The sequence below is a fragment of the Rhizobium album genome (assembly GCF_003122325.1).
GTDB lineage: Bacteria > Pseudomonadota > Alphaproteobacteria > Rhizobiales > Rhizobiaceae > Metarhizobium > Metarhizobium album.
Window position 1 is genome coordinate 75,469 of the sequence record NZ_QFBC01000018.1, and the last position, 14,546, is coordinate 90,014.

A 14,546-nucleotide genomic window follows, 5' to 3' on the forward strand; every position below is an offset into this window, starting at 1 on the left:
AATTTACCGTGAAGAGAGCTTATTTTAGGCAGCCGATTCAACGGATGACAATGCTTGCGGTTTCCATCACCTATGGTGCCGCGACGCGACGTCGCACATGGTTTCCAAAAGCTTGCGAAGGTGCTCTTGAAGACGAGGAGGGGTTTCCTATGTCAGCCTCGTCCCGCCCGTATCCGGTTGGCGGAAAGTCGCGTCAAAACAGTTGGAAAGATATGCGTAGTTTACATTTCTTGCACATGGCCTTCGGTCCTGCAGACCTCGATATCCTGCGGACGGCTCTGGAAACCTGGTGCGAAGAACGCGGCATCGCCCTGGACAGCATCGGTGGCGAACTTGCTGCATCGGCGCTCGTCAACATGTTCCGCGAAGGACATCGTACCGTGCCGGCGCTCGTGGATGCCCTGAACCGGCACAAGTCGCTTTCCTCGGAACTGGCGATCTGAAGATCCAGTTGGCTGCGGGCGGCATGTCACGCCCGTGGCATCTCGGGCGATAATGCGCGTTTGGCGTGTCATGCCCGGCTTATATATGGCATTGCGCATAAAATTCATTCCGGATTTTCATATATTGAAGATTGGAAAATAATTTGCCATTCTCCCCCGGCGATGTTCTTGAGGAGGGACACGCCCTGTCGCGGCCAGCAGCTGGCGGCCACCGGCAATCAATCAAGAGGAGGAGAACGACGTGCTTGGAAAGCTCAAATTGTTGATCGCGGGTGTCGCGCTGGCGGCATCGGTGACGGTTGCCGCCGCTCAGGAAAAAAGAACCTTCTACTGGGTCTCGCATGGTTCGCCGGCCGATCCGGTCTGGACCTACTTCCTGCAGGGCGCACAGCAGTGGGCCACGGATACCGGCAACACCGTCAACACTTCCTTCCACAGCGGCGACGTGCCGTCGCACCAGGAAGCCATCCGCGCGGCGATCGCCGCCGGTGCCGACGGCATCGTCACCAGCAGCCCCGATCCGGGCAGCCTCGTCGAGGTGGCGAAGGAAGCCAATGCCGCCAAGATCCCGATCATCAACATCAACACGCCGGATCCGACGGCGAGCTTCGACGCCTATGTCGGCGGCGACCTCGTCGTCTACGGCAAGAACTGGGCGCAATATCTGGTCGACAAGGGCCTGGTGAAATCGGGGGATTTCGTCTGGATGCCGGTCGAGGTGCCCGGCGCTACTTATGGCGTGCAGGAAGAGGAAGGCATCGCCAGCGTCTTCAAGCCGCTGAACATCACCTGGGAAGTGACGGATGCAACGCTCGACCAGGCCGAGATCATCACCCGTATGTCGGATTATCTCACCGCCAACCGCACCAAGGTGAAGGCGATCATCGGTCTCGGCGACCTCGTCACCGGCTCCATCAAGCGCGTCTTCGACCAGGTCGGCGTCAAGCCGGGCGAAATCCCGGTCGTCGGCTGGGGCAACTCGCTCGACACCACCGGCGAGGTCAAGGAAGGGTATGTCAACGCCGCACAGTGGCAGGACCCGCAGGCGACCAGCTATGTCGGCCTGTCGCTCGCCTCGATGGCCAAGAGCGGTATCCCGACCGGCTTCAACGTCATCGTCGGCGCCCTCTACGAAAAGGATACGGCGCAGATTTACGACGACGTCCTGAAGGGCGGCCAGAAGTAAGATGAAGACGGCGGCCGCGGTGCGTTTCCGCAGCCGCCTTTCTCGCTTCAAGCCTGCGGTATTGCCGCCGGCTGCCATTTCTCCTGGACGAGGCGTTGCATTGTGAACAATCAATACTTTTTGCGAAACCTGATCGCCAAGCCGGAATTCGGGCCTTTCGTGCTGCTGGCGCTGGAAATCGCCATCTTTACTGCGATCAATCCGAATTTCCTGTCGCCGCAGAATATTTCCAACACGCTGGCCTTCACCGTCGAGCTGGGGCTGATCGCGCTGGCGATGACGCTTTTGATGACGGCGGGCGAATTCGATCTTTCGGTCGGCTCCGTGTTCGGTTTCGCACCGGTGCTGATGTGGACGTTGTTCAACAGCGAGATCATGCCGCTTGGCCTTGCCTTCTTCGTGGCGCTTCTCGTGGCGTCGCTGATCGGCATGGCCAACGCCTGGTTCGTGGCGCGGCTGAAGATCCCGTCGTTCCTGGTGACGCTCGGCATGTTGCTCGTCGTGCGTGGCACCGCCCTGTTCGTGACCGACGGCTTTCCGCAGCGGACATGGTCTGCGGGTGGCTCGTTCCTTGCCGATATCCTGGTCGGCAGCTTCAATATCGGGCCGTTCCGCATCTACATGTCGCTGTTCTGGTTCGTCCTTGCGGTGCTGGTGCTCGGCTACGTCCTGAACAGGACGAAAGCCGGCAACTGGATCCAGGCGGCCGGCGGCAATCCGGGGGCGGCGCGTGCCCGCGGCGTCGGCGTGGAGAAGACCAAGGTGGCGCTGTTCATGCTGTCGGCCACGCTGGCCGGCTTTTCCGGCATCATCAGCTCCATCCGCACCTCGGCGGCCAATCCCAACAGCGGCACCGGTTACGAGTTGGAGGTCATCGCCATGGTGGTCATCGGCGGCACGGCGCTGACCGGCGGCCGCGGCACGATCATCGGCACGGTGCTCGGCATCTTCATCCTGCGCACCATGCGCAATGGCATCATCATGGTGGGCGTTCCGGGGCTGGCCTACAACATCTTCATCGGGGCGATCATCCTCGGCATGATGGCTTTGCATTCCTGGCTCGAACGCCGTCACCAGGCAGGGACGTAAGACATGGCCGAAGAACTGATCCGCATGGAAAATATCGGCAAATTTTATGGCCGCGTGCAGGCGCTGAAGGACGTCAATCTTGTCGTCAACCGCCGGGAGATCGTCGGCCTGCTCGGCGACAACGGCGCCGGCAAGTCGACGCTGATCAAGGTGCTGTCCGGCGCCGTGCCGGCCTCAAGCGGCGACATCTATATCTCCGGTCGGAAGGTGAAGATGAAGAGCACCAACGATGCCATCGCCAACGGCATCGAGACGATCTATCAGGATTCCGCCCTGGTGCCGCAGCTTTCCATCGCCCGCAACCTTTTCCTCGGCCGCGAGCCGACCATCGGCCCGGCCATCCTCGGCCGGCTGGATACCGCGAAGATGAACGAAGTCTCGCGGGAACTCCTGAAACAGGTCGGCATTTCGAAAAACATTCCGCCGGACACGCCGATCGGCATGCTTTCCGGCGGCGAACGCCAGGCGGTGGCCATCGCCCGCGCCATGCATTTCGACAGCGAGTTGATTATCCTCGACGAGCCGACCAACAATCTCGGGGTAGCGGAAACCCGCGGTGTCCTGAATTTCGTCCGTCGCGCCCGCGATACCGATCACGCCTGCATCCTGATCGCCCACAACATCCACCACGTCTTCCAGGTCGTCGACCGGATCGTGGTGATGCGGCATGGCCAGGTGGTGGCGGACAATATCGATCCGAAAGTCACTTCGGTGGATGAGGTGGAGCGTATCATCACCGGCATGGAGGAAGAGGCGCTTCTATAGGGCGTTCCAGCGACGATTTAGTGTCCGAAACTGCGTAGAAACAGAGGCTTAAAGCGCGTCGTCCGGCTCCGGGAGATCGTGGCGCGCTTCGGGATCCTCGTTCGCCCGGGCAATCTGGTGGCCGAGGCTGACGATGATCGACTGGCACAGCACCATGGCCGGCACCTGCGAGCGGAAATGCCCGAGCCGGGCTTCCTTGACATACAGCGTATGCCGGCCGAGCTTGGCGACGGGGCTGAGTTCGTTGTCGGTGATCACCATCAGCGGCACGCCCTTGTGGTGCGCCGCCCGCGCCAGTTCCACCGTCTCCGGGGTGTAGTCGTCGAAGGTGATGACCAGCATGGCGTCGCCCGGGGCGATGGCCGAGAGTTGCTGTTCGCGCATCGAGCCGAGATTGTCGATGAGATGCGCCCGTTTGCCGACACGGGAAAAGCCATAATAGGAATAGACGCCGACGCCGAAGGCGCCGCGGGCCGCGGCAATGTGGATGGCGCCGGCCTCCAGCAGGGCGGCAACGAAGGCGCGCAGTTCGTCGCGGTCGATATCCTCGCGAAAACGCACCAGCGCATCCATGGCCGCCTGCACGAAGGTGTCGAAGACGCCGCTCGGGTCCTCGAAATCCATCTCGCCCGGATCCTGTACGCGCGGCTGGCCGGTGATCGCCTTGACGCGGGCGGAATAGGTCATGCGCGGGCCGACGAGGCGCTGGCGGAAGACGTTCTGCAGGTCGCTGAAGCGCTCGAAGCCGATTTCCTTGGCGAAACGGGTGATGGTGGACGGTTGCACGCCGGCGCGGCGGGCGAGCTCGACGATGGTGTAGATCGCCACGTCCTCCGGATTGTTGAGGAAGAATTGCGCCGTCTGCTGCAGGCGCTTGCTGAGTTTCGATTTTCGCTCGGTCAACGCCGCCACCAGGCTGGAATAATCCTCGATGGCTGTCGCTGCAACATCCGGCCCGTTTTCCGCAGACACGATCCTTATCCTTCTCCGGCCTGTGCCGTGTGAGTATTTTCTATTATACGCGCACCATTCCTGACCGCGGGACCGCTACGGCCGTTTGCCGGAAGCCCTGTTGCGGCGAACGCAACCAGCGGCAATCGCTCAATGCGGCTCAGCTAATCGTTTTCCATGTCCCGCCGGCCTCATGCGAATCCACGGCGGCTTCGATGAAGCGCATCCCCGCCAGCCCGTCTTGCACCGTCGGCACGGTGAAGGAGGCTTTTGGCGCGCCGCGACGCCGCGCGGCGATCAGCGAGACGGCATCGACATACAGATTGGCGAAACCCTCGATATAGCCTTCGGGGTGTTCCGCCGGCATGCGCGAAGCCGATTGCGCATCCGGCCCGAGTGCCGCGCCGCCGCGGGTGAGAATGCGGGTCGGCTCGCCGAAGCGGGCGAAGCGCAGCAGTTCCGGCTCGTGCCCGTGCCACTCCAGCCCGCCCTTGTCGCCGTAGACTTTCAGCGAAAGACGGTTGTAGTTGCCGGGAGAGACCTGGCTGGCGATCAGTACGCCGCGCGCACCGCCGGCATAGCGCATCAGCACATGGGCGTTGTCGTCCAGCCGTCGTCCGGGCACGAAGGTGGTGAGGTCGGCCGCAACCGCTTCCGGCAGCATGCCGGTGACGAACTGCGCCAGGCTGTAGGCATGCACGCCGATATCGGCCAGGCAGGCGGAGCGGCCGGCGCGGGCGGGATTGGTGCGCCATTCCGCCTGCTTCTGGCCTTCGGCGTCGATGGCCTGGGTCAGCCAGTCCTGGATATATTCGGTCCGCACGATGCGGATGGCGCCGAGTGCGCCGCCCTGAACCATGGCCCGCGCCTCGCGCACCATGGCGTAACCCGTGTTGTTGAGCGTCACGGCGAAGACGAGGCCGCTCTTTTCCGCCAGTTGCGCCAGCTCTTCGGCCTCTTCGAGCGTCGCCGAAAGCGGCTTGTCGCAGATGACGTCGATGCCATGCTGCAGGAAGGCTTTTGCGGCCGGCGCATGCAAGTGGTTGGGCGTGACGATGATGACCGCCTCGATGCCGTCCTCGCGGGCGCTTTCCGCCTGCGCCATGGTCTCGAAGTCGGGATAGCTGCGCTCTGCGGCAATGCCGAGATCTTCGGCCGAAAGCCGGCCGCGCTCGGCATCCGACGAAAAGGCGCCGGCCACCAGCACTGCCTTGTCGTCGAGCCTCAGCGCCATGCGATGCACCGCGCCGATGAAAGCACCGCGCCCGCCGCCCACCATGCCGAGCCGCAGGCGCGTTTCCGTCCGCCCGTCTGCCGTCGCATAGACCATGGCCTTATCCTTTCATGCCGAGCAGGGCGCGGTTGACGGCCATGTCGGCGCCGGTGGCGGCAAAATCGTCGAAGGCGCGGTCGGTCACTTCGATGATATGCCGGGCGATGAAATCCGAGCCCGCGCGGGCGGCGATTTCGGGATGTTGCAGGCAGCATTCCCATTCGTAGACCGCCCAGCCGGCAAAATCATACTGCGCCATCTTGGAAAACACCGCCTTGAAATCCACCTGACCGTGGCCGAGCGAGCGGTCGCGGGCGGCGCGTTCCAGCCAGCCCTTGTAGCCGCCGAACACGCCCTGGCGCGCCGTGGGATTGAATTCGGCATCCTTGACGTGAAACATCTTGATGCGCTCGTGGTAGACGTCGATGAAGCCGATGTAATCCATCGCCTGCTTGATGAAGTGGCTGGCGTCGTAATTGATGTTGCAGCGTGCGTGGCCGTCGACAGCATCGAGGAACATCTCGAAGGTATCGCCGTCGAAAATGTCTTCGGTCGGGTGGATTTCGAAGCAGAGATCGACGCCGGCCTCCTCATAGGCATCGAGCAACGGCCGCCAGCGCCGGCCCTGCTCGGCAAAGCATTCCTCGATCAGGCCAGCCGGCCGTTGCGGATAGGGATAAAAATAAGGCCAGGCCAGCGCACCGGAGAACGTAACGTGTTCCGTCAATCCGAGCCGCCGCGATACGGTAGCGGCCTTGCGCACCTGGTCGGCCGCCCAGTGCCGGCGTTTTTCCGGATTGCCGCGCAGGTCCGGCGGGCACTGGCCGTCGAACATCAGGTCGTAGGCCGGGTGCACCGAAACCATCTGGCCCTGGAAATGCGTCGACAATTCGGTGATGGCGATGCCGATATCGGCGAGCTTGCCCTTCAGTTCGTCGCAATAGGTTTCGCTGTCATAAGCGAGGTCGAGATTGAACAGGCGGCGATCCCAGGTGGGGATCTGGATGCCCTTGTAGCCGTAATCGCGCGCCCAGGCGGCAATCGACTCCAGGGAGTTATGCGGCACGGTATCCTGCGCGAACTGGGCCAGAAACAGGCCGGGGCCTTTGATCGTACGCATGGATTTCTCCTCCTTCGTCGACGCGTTTTTCTGCAGATGGATTCAATTGCTGGTCATGAACTCGGCAACCACATTACGGGCCGGTGCCTGCTGCAGCTGCGCCAGCAGTGTGGCAAGCCTTGCCGCGATCTGCGGGTTCGCCTTGAGATCGTGTCCGAAGACGGCTTCCAGATCGAGAAATGCGTTCACCATGGCTTTCGCATCGCTGCCGCAGGAACGGCCGATGGCCGTGGTCTTCACTGTCAGCGGGTCGTGGACGTCGTGGGGTTCTCCCCGCCAGTTCCGGCCCGCGGCATAAGCCATCCAGCCGGCAACGCCGAGCAGAAGCCCATCGCAGGGCGTGCCGGCCCGGATTGCCGCCCGGATCGGCTCCAGCAGCCGCTGCCGGATCTTTTGCGAGCCGTCGGTGGAAATCTGCGCCGTCCGGTGCTTGAGGTCGGCATTGGTCAGCCGCTCGATGGCCTCGTCGAGATAGGCGGCCGGATCGATGCCGGCGACGGCCGGCAGGTGCGGCAGCACTTCCCGCGCGATCGTGCAGCGGGCAAAGGCGGCAAAGACCGGATCGGCGAGCACGCCGGACATGAATTCGATGCCGGAAAGAAAACCGAGCTGGCAGAGGTTGGACTGGATGCCGTTGACCACCCGCATCTTGAGAATTTCGTAGGGTTCGACGTTGGGGACATAGAGAGCGCCGGCCAGATCCCAGGGCGGCAGCACGGTCTGGCCATCGGTCTCGATCACCCACATGCGATAGGGTTCCCCGGCAACCAGGGCCTCGTCGCGAAGGCCTGTATCGGCTTCGAAGGCGTCGAGATAGTCCGGCCGCGTGGCGGGCACGATGCGGTCGACCATGGAATTGGCGAAGGTGACGTCGCTGCGGATGCGGTCGCCGAGACGCGGATCGATCCGTTCTGCCAGGGCGAGCACGCAGTGCCGCAGCGTGTCGCCGTTGCCGGGCACGTTGTCGCAACTGATGACGGCCGGTGGCGGATGTCCTTGCTCGAAGCGCATGGCGAGCGCCCGCGCCAGGAAACCCGGTGCGGACACCGGCTGTTCGGGATGGCGGATATCGTGGACGATAGCGGGGTGATCGAAATCCAGCTCGCCGGTGGCAGGGATATGGCAATAGCCCTTTTCGGTGATCGTCAGGGTGATCGCCCGTATGTCAGGCGCTGCCGTCCTCCGCAGCGCCGCGGCCAATGTCTGCCGTGCGGGATCGCTGCCGGTGTCGAGCACGGAAATGTTCGTCTGCAGGGCGCCGATGATCCGCCGTTCGACGGTGCCGTTGTTGCGCAATTCCCGGCAATAGAGCCCGTCCTGCGGATCGAGCATGGGTGACAGTGAGGGCGGCTTGAGGTTGATGCCGACGATGCCCCAATCCCCGAAGGCGGCCTCCAGCGCGTCGTCGGTATATTCGGCCTGGTGGCAGCGATGGAAGGCGCCGACGCCGATATGGACGATGCCGGCTTTCAGGCGACTGCGATCGTATCCCGGGCGGCGGATCGCCGCTGGCAATTCCACGAGGCTCTGCGTGCTGAGACGGACTGGCGGCGAAGAGATGGAGCGCATCGTCAGCAGTCCCTTGCCACGCTGGGTGCGCCGACCACGGCCTGCTCCAGATCGACGATGGCGCCGGTGAGCAGGCCGGAAAGATCGCTGAGCAGAAAGAGCGCCAGTTGCGCCACTTCGTCGACGGTCAACATTCGTTTGAGCGGCATTCCGGCGGCGGCATGCGCCTGCCAGTCGGCTCCCTTGCCGAGAAGCTCCGATTGCATGCGGTGCTCGGCAGGCGTTGCTGCCCATCCCATGTTGATGCCGTTGGCGCGGATGCGGTCGGCAAGATGGGCATTGGCGGCATTTTTCGTCAGGGTCGCCAGCGCGCCTTTGCTTGCCGCGTAGATCGCCAGGTCCGGCGTGCCGCAATGCGCGTTCATCGACAGGATGTTGACAATGGCACCCGGCGCGCCGCGTTGCAGCAGGTGGCGGACGAAGGCCTGCATGAGGAAGAACGGCGCGCGGGCGTTGAGGGCAAACAGCCGCTCCCAGTCGGCCACCGTACCATCGAGGATCGATGCCCGGTCGGTGGCGCCTGCCGCGTTCACCAGCAGGTCGAGCCTGCCGAAATGCGCCAGTGCCGTAGCCGCCACATGCTCTGGCGCGCTGGGATCGGCAAGATCGGCGGCGACGAACAGTGTCGGGCATCCGGTATCCGTCAAGGCGGCCGACAGCGCTTTTCCCTGGGCTTCGTTGCGGCCGCAAATGGTTATCCCGGCGGCGCCGGATGCCGCGGCGACCTCGGCCACGCGCGCACCGGTTCCTTGCGTGCTGCCGGTGACGAGCAGGATCTTGCCGGCAAGATCAATGCGCATATATCCCTCGTGAAATTATTTTTCCATTTTTTATATATTGATATTATCTGTTCTTTTGTGTCAAGCGGGGAAAGACATGTGGGGCAAAGCGATGCCACCATCGGTGCTGCGGGCAGAAATTTGATCTTAACCTCTTGATAACTATTGGTTCACATCCAATTCATCTGGAAAGTGCTAAATAAGTCCCATGTGAAATTGGAGAACGCCGATGCTTTTCTATTCTTCCCCCCGCGACGAGGTTTTTTATGGCGGCCCGAATCTGGATACGGTTGTTTTCAGCGGCCGCGCCGCCGATTACGACGTGATCGTCCGCTCGAACCAGGAGTTCGAGGTGCGGGATTTCGGCAACACCGTCAATGACGGCATCGATACGCTGTTCTCTATCGAACGCCTTGAGTTCGCCAACGGCACATTGGCTTTCGATCTGGACGGGGCTGCCGGACAGGCCTACCGTATCTATCAGGCAGCTTTCGATCGCACGCCGGATGCCGGCGGCCTGTCCTACTGGATCGACACGCTCGACCACGGCGTTTCCCTGATCAAGGTTGCTTCCGATTTTATCGGTTCAAGGGAATTCCGCGATATCTATGGTTCCAATCTTTCCAACCAGGAATTCGTCGAAGAGCTTTATTACAATGTGCTCGGCCGTGCCGGTGAAGCCGGCGGTGTCGATTACTGGACGGATGAACTGGCCGATGGCGCTTCTCGGGCATGGTTGCTGGCGAATTTCTCGGAAAGTCGGGAGAATGTCCAGGGCGTGGCGCCGGCCATCAAGGATGGAATTTTCTTCACCTGAATGAAAACGGGGGCCGGCCGCTGCAGCCGGCCCCACCTCTTTCTCATCCCTTCAGCGCGCGCTCGACGATGCGGGCCAGACGGTCGGAAAAGGCGCGCGGATCTGTCGGCTTGTCGCCGTCGAGCACACGGGCCTGATCCAAGAGCAGCAGGACGGCATCCTTGCGGAAATCTTCGTCCTTGCCGCTGTCGGCAATCGACCTGACCAAAGCATGGTCGGGATTGATCTCCAGGATGGGCTTGGCCGCGGAATCCAGCCGCCCCGCACCCTGCAGAATTTTTTCGAGCTGGCGGTCAGGGCCGTGCTCCGGTGCGACCAGGCAGACGGCGCTTTCCGTCAGGCGGTCCGAGGCCCGCACATCCGAGACGGCGTCACCGAGTGTTGCCTTGGCAAAAGCCAGGAAATTGGCAATGGTCGGCGGCGTGTCGCCCGGCTTCGATTCTTCGCCGTCGAGCTTCTTGATATCGGCAAGTTCAGCAGCACCCTGCGTGATGGATTTGAGCGACTTGCCGTCGAAATCCGGCGCCGACGTTACCCAGAAGCTGTCGACCGGATCGGACAGCAGCAGCACCTCGATGCCGCGGGCGCGAAAACCTTCGAGTTGCGGCGAGGCTTTTAGCTGCGCCAGGCTGCCGCCGGTGAGATAATAGATCGCGCCCTGGCCTTCCTTCATGTTCTTCACGTAGTCGGCCAGGCTGCGTGTCGCCTCTTCCGACGTGGTGGTGCGGAAACGGGCCAACGCCAGCAATTGCGAGCGGCGCTCGTAATCCTCGTAGATTCCCTCCTTCAGCACGCTACCGAAGGTTTCCCACAGCGTCGCGAACGTCTCGGGTTCGTTGTCCGCCAGCTTTTCGATGCTGGTCAGCACGCGGCTGGTCAACCCTTTGCGGATCGCCGCCAGGATCGGGCTTTCCTGGATCATTTCGCGCGAGACGTTGAGCGGCAGGTCGGCGGTATCCACCAGTCCGCGGACGAAGCGCAGGTAACGCGGCAGAAGGTCGGCGTCGTCGGTGATGAAGACGCGCTTGACGTAAAGCTTCATCCGTCCCTTGCGGTCGGGATCGAAAAGATCGAAAGGCTGCGAGCCGGGGACGAACGCCAGCGCGGTATATTCGTGCCGGCCTTCGGCGCGGAAATGCACGGTCAGCGCCGGCTCGTCGTACTGGCCGGAGATGCCGCGGTAGAAATCGGCATATTCTTCCTTGCTGATCTCGCTCTTCGAGCGGGTCCAGAGCGCCGAGCCATCGGTGATGCGGCTGGCTTCGCCGCCGGGTTTTTCGACGAGGTCGATTGGGACCGGCACATGGCCCGACTGCTCCTTGACGATACGTTCGACCGTCCAGCGCGACGCATAGGTTCTGGCGTCCTCCAGCAGGTGAAGGGTAACGCGTGTGCCGCGCTTCGGGGCATCGGCGAGGTCGACCTGTGAAACGGTGTAGCTGCCCTTGCCATCGGAAGACCACGTCCAGGCCTCGTCGGCGCCGGCGAGGCGAGAGACGACATCGACGCGATCGGCAACCATGAAGGCGGAATAGAAGCCGACACCGAACTGGCCGATCAGCTGCGCGCCGTCCTTGCCCTTGGCGGCCTCGACCATGTCCATGAAAGCCCGGGTTCCGGAGCGGGCGATGGTGCCCAGCGCTTCGACAAGGTCGTTGCGGCTCATGCCGATGCCGTTGTCCTCGATGACGACACGACCGTTTTCTTCATCGAGGGTGAGGGTGATACGGGCGGAAGGGTCTTCCGACAGAAGTTCCGGCCGGCCGATCGCCTCGTAGCGCAGCTTTTCGCAGGCATCGGCGGCGTTGGAAATCAGCTCACGAAGGAAAACGTCCTTATCGGAATAGACGGAATGCACCATCATGTGCAGCAGTCGCGCCACATCGGCTTCGAAGACGTGATTCTCGACGGATTTCTCTGCACCGCTCATCGTTTCTCGATCCTCCTTGCAATCTCTTTCCGCCCTCAATTGGCAAGCTGGCACCGGAAATTCAAGGAAAAAAAACCGCTTTCGGTCGATCCGCGCAAGGACTCTTGATTGCCGGCCATGCTCCATGAGAAAAGAGAACGAAACATGATTCTGTGTTGCAGCACGATGCTTCAAGGCCACCTCCGGGCGGCACGGCGGAAGGGCCAGGGCGATGAACCGCGAATTCGATGATGATGATGCCGTGTCCGCCGCCGACGAAGCCGGCGGCATGCTGGAGGCGACCACCGCCGGCATGCCCGGTCATCTGGCTGATCTGACCGACCGGGCGCGCGACTATGTGCGCAAATCGTCGTCCGACAACACCCGGCGGGCCTACGCCTCCGACTGGAAGCACTTTTCCTCCTGGTGCCGGCGCAAGGGGCTGGCAGCGATGCCGCCGCAGCCGCAGACGATCGGGCTTTACATCACCGCGCTCGCCTCGGGAGACGGCACGGGCGTCAAATCCTCCGTCAGCACCATCGAACGGCGGCTTTCGGCGCTGTCGTGGAATTTTGCCCAGCGCGGCCTGACATTGGACCGGCGCGACCGCCACATCGCCACCGTGCTTGCCGGTATTCGCCGGGCGCATGCCCGCCCGCCGGAGCAGAAAGAGGCGATCCTGCCGGAAGATCTGATCGCCATGCTGGAAACGCTGGATCGCGGCAGCCTGCGCGGCCTGCGCGACCGCGCCATCCTGCTGATCGGTTTTGCCGGCGGTCTTCGCCGGTCGGAGATCGTCGGGCTCGATTGCGGCCGCGAGCAGACCGAGGATGGTGCCGGCTGGATCGAGATCCTCGACAAGGGCATCGTCGTGACCCTGCGTGGCAAGACCGGGTGGCGCGAGGTCGAGATCGGCAAGGGCTCTTCGGATGCCACCTGTCCCGTCGTGGCGCTGGAAACCTGGCTGCATCTCGGCCGCATCGGCCACGGTCCGCTGTTCCGCCGGGTGATCGGCCTGGGCAAGTTGGTCGATGCCGAGCGGCTGAACGACAAGCATGTCGCACGGCTCGTGAAGAAGGCGGCGATGGCCGCGGGCGTGCGCGGCGACCTGACCGAAGGGGAGCGGCTGTTGAAATTCTCGGGCCACTCCTTGCGTGCCGGCCTCGCCTCCTCGGCGGAGGTCGACGAACGCTATGTCCAGAAGCAGCTCGGCCATGCCTCGGCGGAGATGACCCGGCGGTATCAGCGCCGCCGCGATCGCTTCCGCGTCAACCTGACGAAAGCATCCGGCCTCTGATTTTCCGACCGTATAGCCGGTATCGACTGCGATGTTGCAGAACGGGACGTGCTCGTGTCATCCGTTAACTGCGCGCCGTAATCGCGATTGAAAAAATCTCCGGAAGTCTCACCCTGAAGCAGTCCGAACCGCTTTCACCCACCGGAGACCCCTTTATGTTCCAAAGCCTTACATCCGCGCTTGTCTACGATGAAGTAGACGTTCTCACAGGCGCCGTCTTTTCCTGGTGCGCCGAACGCCGCATCAGCCTGCGCAGCCAGGAAGGCGTGAGCGCCGCCAGTGCCGCGATCGATCTCTATCTCGCTGGCTATGCAACGCAGGACGCCCTGCTTGCCGCACTGAACGACAGCGATAGCCTGAACTGACCTTCCAGGGCACGCGCTTACCGTTCGTGTGCCCGATCGACCTCTCTTCATTTCAAATTTTCTGCTGCACCCGGCCATCGTCTCATGGCCGCCCCGCGCCGCCTTCGGCTGCCGATCCCGGCAATCCACAGCGAAAACGCCAATCCGGATGTTGAAGCCTTGCCGTCTCTGGTAGAGCAGCCGTCATATCCAGGAACGTCCCTGCAAAGGTCCGCCATGACAATCACGCTCTACGGCATCAAGAATTGCGACACGATGAAGAAGGCCCGCACCTGGCTGGACAGCCAAGGCGTGACCTATCATTTCCACGACTACAAGTCGGAAGGTGTTACAACAGAGCAGCTGCAGCGCTGGTCGGCGGCCTGCGGGTGGGATACAGTGCTCAACCGTGCCGGGACGACCTTCCGGGCACTGGACGAGGCTCAGAAGGCGGATCTGGACGAAAGCAGGGCGATCGTCCTGATGCTTGCCCAGCCATCGATGATCAAGCGCCCGGTGCTGGAGGCTGATGGCCGGATCATCGTCGGGTTCAAGCCGGAGCGTTACGCGGAGTTTTTCGCCAAGGGCTGATCGCGGATGAAATCTTCCAGCGTCATGTTGTCGAGGATATCGGCGATGGCATTGCGCACCGTGCTCATCGAGCGGCGGACTTCGCAGGTTTCCGGATCGGAACAGTCGTCGCACGCCTCATAGGCGGTGCGGCTGGCACAGCGGATCGGCGCCAGCGGCCCGTCAAGGACGCGGATCGCGTGGCCGATGCGGATTTCCGATGCCGGTTTCGACAGTGCGTAGCCGCCTCCCGGTCCCTTCTTGGAGCGAAGGATGCCGGCATTGCGGAACTCAAGCAGGATAGTGTCGAGAAATTTCTTCGGAATGTTGTTGCCGGCGGCGATCTCGCTGCTCAGCGCCGAACTGCCAGGACCAAGCCGCGCTAGATGGTTCAGCGCCTTGAGACCGTATTTGCCTTTTTTCGTCAGCATATT

General features: G+C 62.5%; 15 protein-coding genes. 8 read left to right on the plus strand and 7 right to left on the minus strand.

What is annotated here, in order from left to right:
- Positions 1 to 44: 44 nt before the first annotated feature.
- The 4 genes from DEM27_RS33690 to DEM27_RS27420 all read left to right on the plus strand — a co-directional run bounded on the left by DEM27_RS33690 (position 45) and on the right by DEM27_RS27420 (position 3,483).
- Positions 45 to 443, plus strand: a complete 399-nt coding sequence (locus tag DEM27_RS33690) for a hypothetical protein (RefSeq protein ID WP_128755576.1) — start codon at positions 45 to 47, stop codon at positions 441 to 443.
- A gap of 241 nt (positions 444 to 684) precedes the next feature.
- Complete coding sequence (locus DEM27_RS27410; RefSeq protein ID WP_109461436.1) at positions 685 to 1,629, plus strand: substrate-binding domain-containing protein; 945 nt, start codon at positions 685 to 687, stop codon at positions 1,627 to 1,629.
- A 102-nt stretch (positions 1,630 to 1,731) separates the two neighbouring features.
- Positions 1,732 to 2,718: an ABC transporter permease gene (locus DEM27_RS27415; protein WP_109461437.1), complete on the plus strand. Its 987-nt coding sequence runs from the start codon at positions 1,732 to 1,734 to the stop codon at positions 2,716 to 2,718.
- A gap of 3 nt (positions 2,719 to 2,721) precedes the next feature.
- The gene (locus DEM27_RS27420; protein ID WP_109461438.1) at positions 2,722 to 3,483 is read left to right on the plus strand and encodes an ATP-binding cassette domain-containing protein; all 762 of its coding nucleotides are present in this window, start codon (positions 2,722 to 2,724) and stop codon (positions 3,481 to 3,483) included.
- Between the two features lie 48 nt (positions 3,484 to 3,531).
- Here DEM27_RS27420 and DEM27_RS27425 read toward each other — a convergent pair whose 3' ends face one another.
- The 5 genes from DEM27_RS27425 to DEM27_RS27445 all read right to left on the minus strand — a co-directional run bounded on the left by DEM27_RS27425 (position 3,532) and on the right by DEM27_RS27445 (position 9,196).
- The gene (locus DEM27_RS27425) at positions 3,532 to 4,455 is read right to left on the minus strand and encodes a MurR/RpiR family transcriptional regulator (protein ID WP_109461439.1); all 924 of its coding nucleotides are present in this window, start codon (positions 4,453 to 4,455) and stop codon (positions 3,532 to 3,534) included.
- Positions 4,456 to 4,594: 139 nt separating this feature from the next.
- Positions 4,595 to 5,764, minus strand: a complete 1,170-nt coding sequence (locus tag DEM27_RS27430; RefSeq protein ID WP_109461440.1) for a Gfo/Idh/MocA family protein — start codon at positions 5,762 to 5,764, stop codon at positions 4,595 to 4,597.
- A 4-nt stretch (positions 5,765 to 5,768) separates the two neighbouring features.
- Positions 5,769 to 6,827, minus strand: coding sequence for a sugar phosphate isomerase/epimerase family protein (locus tag DEM27_RS27435; protein ID WP_109461441.1), 1,059 nt, complete (start codon positions 6,825 to 6,827; stop codon positions 5,769 to 5,771).
- 42 nt (positions 6,828 to 6,869) lie between these two features.
- Positions 6,870 to 8,396: a mannitol dehydrogenase family protein gene (locus DEM27_RS27440; RefSeq protein WP_109461442.1), complete on the minus strand. Its 1,527-nt coding sequence runs from the start codon at positions 8,394 to 8,396 to the stop codon at positions 6,870 to 6,872.
- A gap of 2 nt (positions 8,397 to 8,398) precedes the next feature.
- Complete coding sequence (locus DEM27_RS27445; RefSeq protein WP_109461443.1) at positions 8,399 to 9,196, minus strand: SDR family oxidoreductase; 798 nt, start codon at positions 9,194 to 9,196, stop codon at positions 8,399 to 8,401.
- Positions 9,197 to 9,404: 208 nt separating this feature from the next.
- On the opposite strand from DEM27_RS27445, the gene DEM27_RS27450 reads away from it, so the two are divergent.
- The gene (locus DEM27_RS27450) at positions 9,405 to 9,992 is read left to right on the plus strand and encodes a DUF4214 domain-containing protein (protein WP_109461444.1); all 588 of its coding nucleotides are present in this window, start codon (positions 9,405 to 9,407) and stop codon (positions 9,990 to 9,992) included.
- Positions 9,993 to 10,035: 43 nt separating this feature from the next.
- Here the strand turns inward: DEM27_RS27450 and htpG are convergent, their stop codons facing one another.
- The gene (gene htpG, locus DEM27_RS27455; protein ID WP_109461445.1) at positions 10,036 to 11,922 is read right to left on the minus strand and encodes a molecular chaperone HtpG; all 1,887 of its coding nucleotides are present in this window, start codon (positions 11,920 to 11,922) and stop codon (positions 10,036 to 10,038) included.
- Between the two features lie 268 nt (positions 11,923 to 12,190).
- Between htpG and DEM27_RS27460 the strand changes: the two genes are divergently transcribed.
- The 3 genes from DEM27_RS27460 to DEM27_RS27470 all read left to right on the plus strand — a co-directional run bounded on the left by DEM27_RS27460 (position 12,191) and on the right by DEM27_RS27470 (position 14,133).
- Positions 12,191 to 13,198, plus strand: coding sequence for a tyrosine-type recombinase/integrase (locus DEM27_RS27460; protein WP_245446165.1), 1,008 nt, complete (start codon positions 12,191 to 12,193; stop codon positions 13,196 to 13,198).
- Between the two features lie 155 nt (positions 13,199 to 13,353).
- Positions 13,354 to 13,563 (plus strand): hypothetical protein, encoded by a 210-nt coding sequence (locus tag DEM27_RS27465; protein ID WP_109461446.1) that lies wholly within the window; start codon positions 13,354 to 13,356, stop codon positions 13,561 to 13,563.
- A 216-nt stretch (positions 13,564 to 13,779) separates the two neighbouring features.
- Positions 13,780 to 14,133, plus strand: coding sequence for an ArsC family reductase (locus DEM27_RS27470; RefSeq protein ID WP_109461447.1), 354 nt, complete (start codon positions 13,780 to 13,782; stop codon positions 14,131 to 14,133).
- On the opposite strand, the gene DEM27_RS27475 is transcribed toward DEM27_RS27470, so the two are convergent.
- Entirely contained in the window at positions 14,106 to 14,543 is a 438-nt protein-coding gene (locus DEM27_RS27475; protein WP_109461448.1) for an RrF2 family transcriptional regulator, read from the minus strand. The genes DEM27_RS27470 and DEM27_RS27475 overlap by 28 nt on opposite strands.
- Between the last annotated feature and the right edge of the window lie 3 nt (positions 14,544 to 14,546).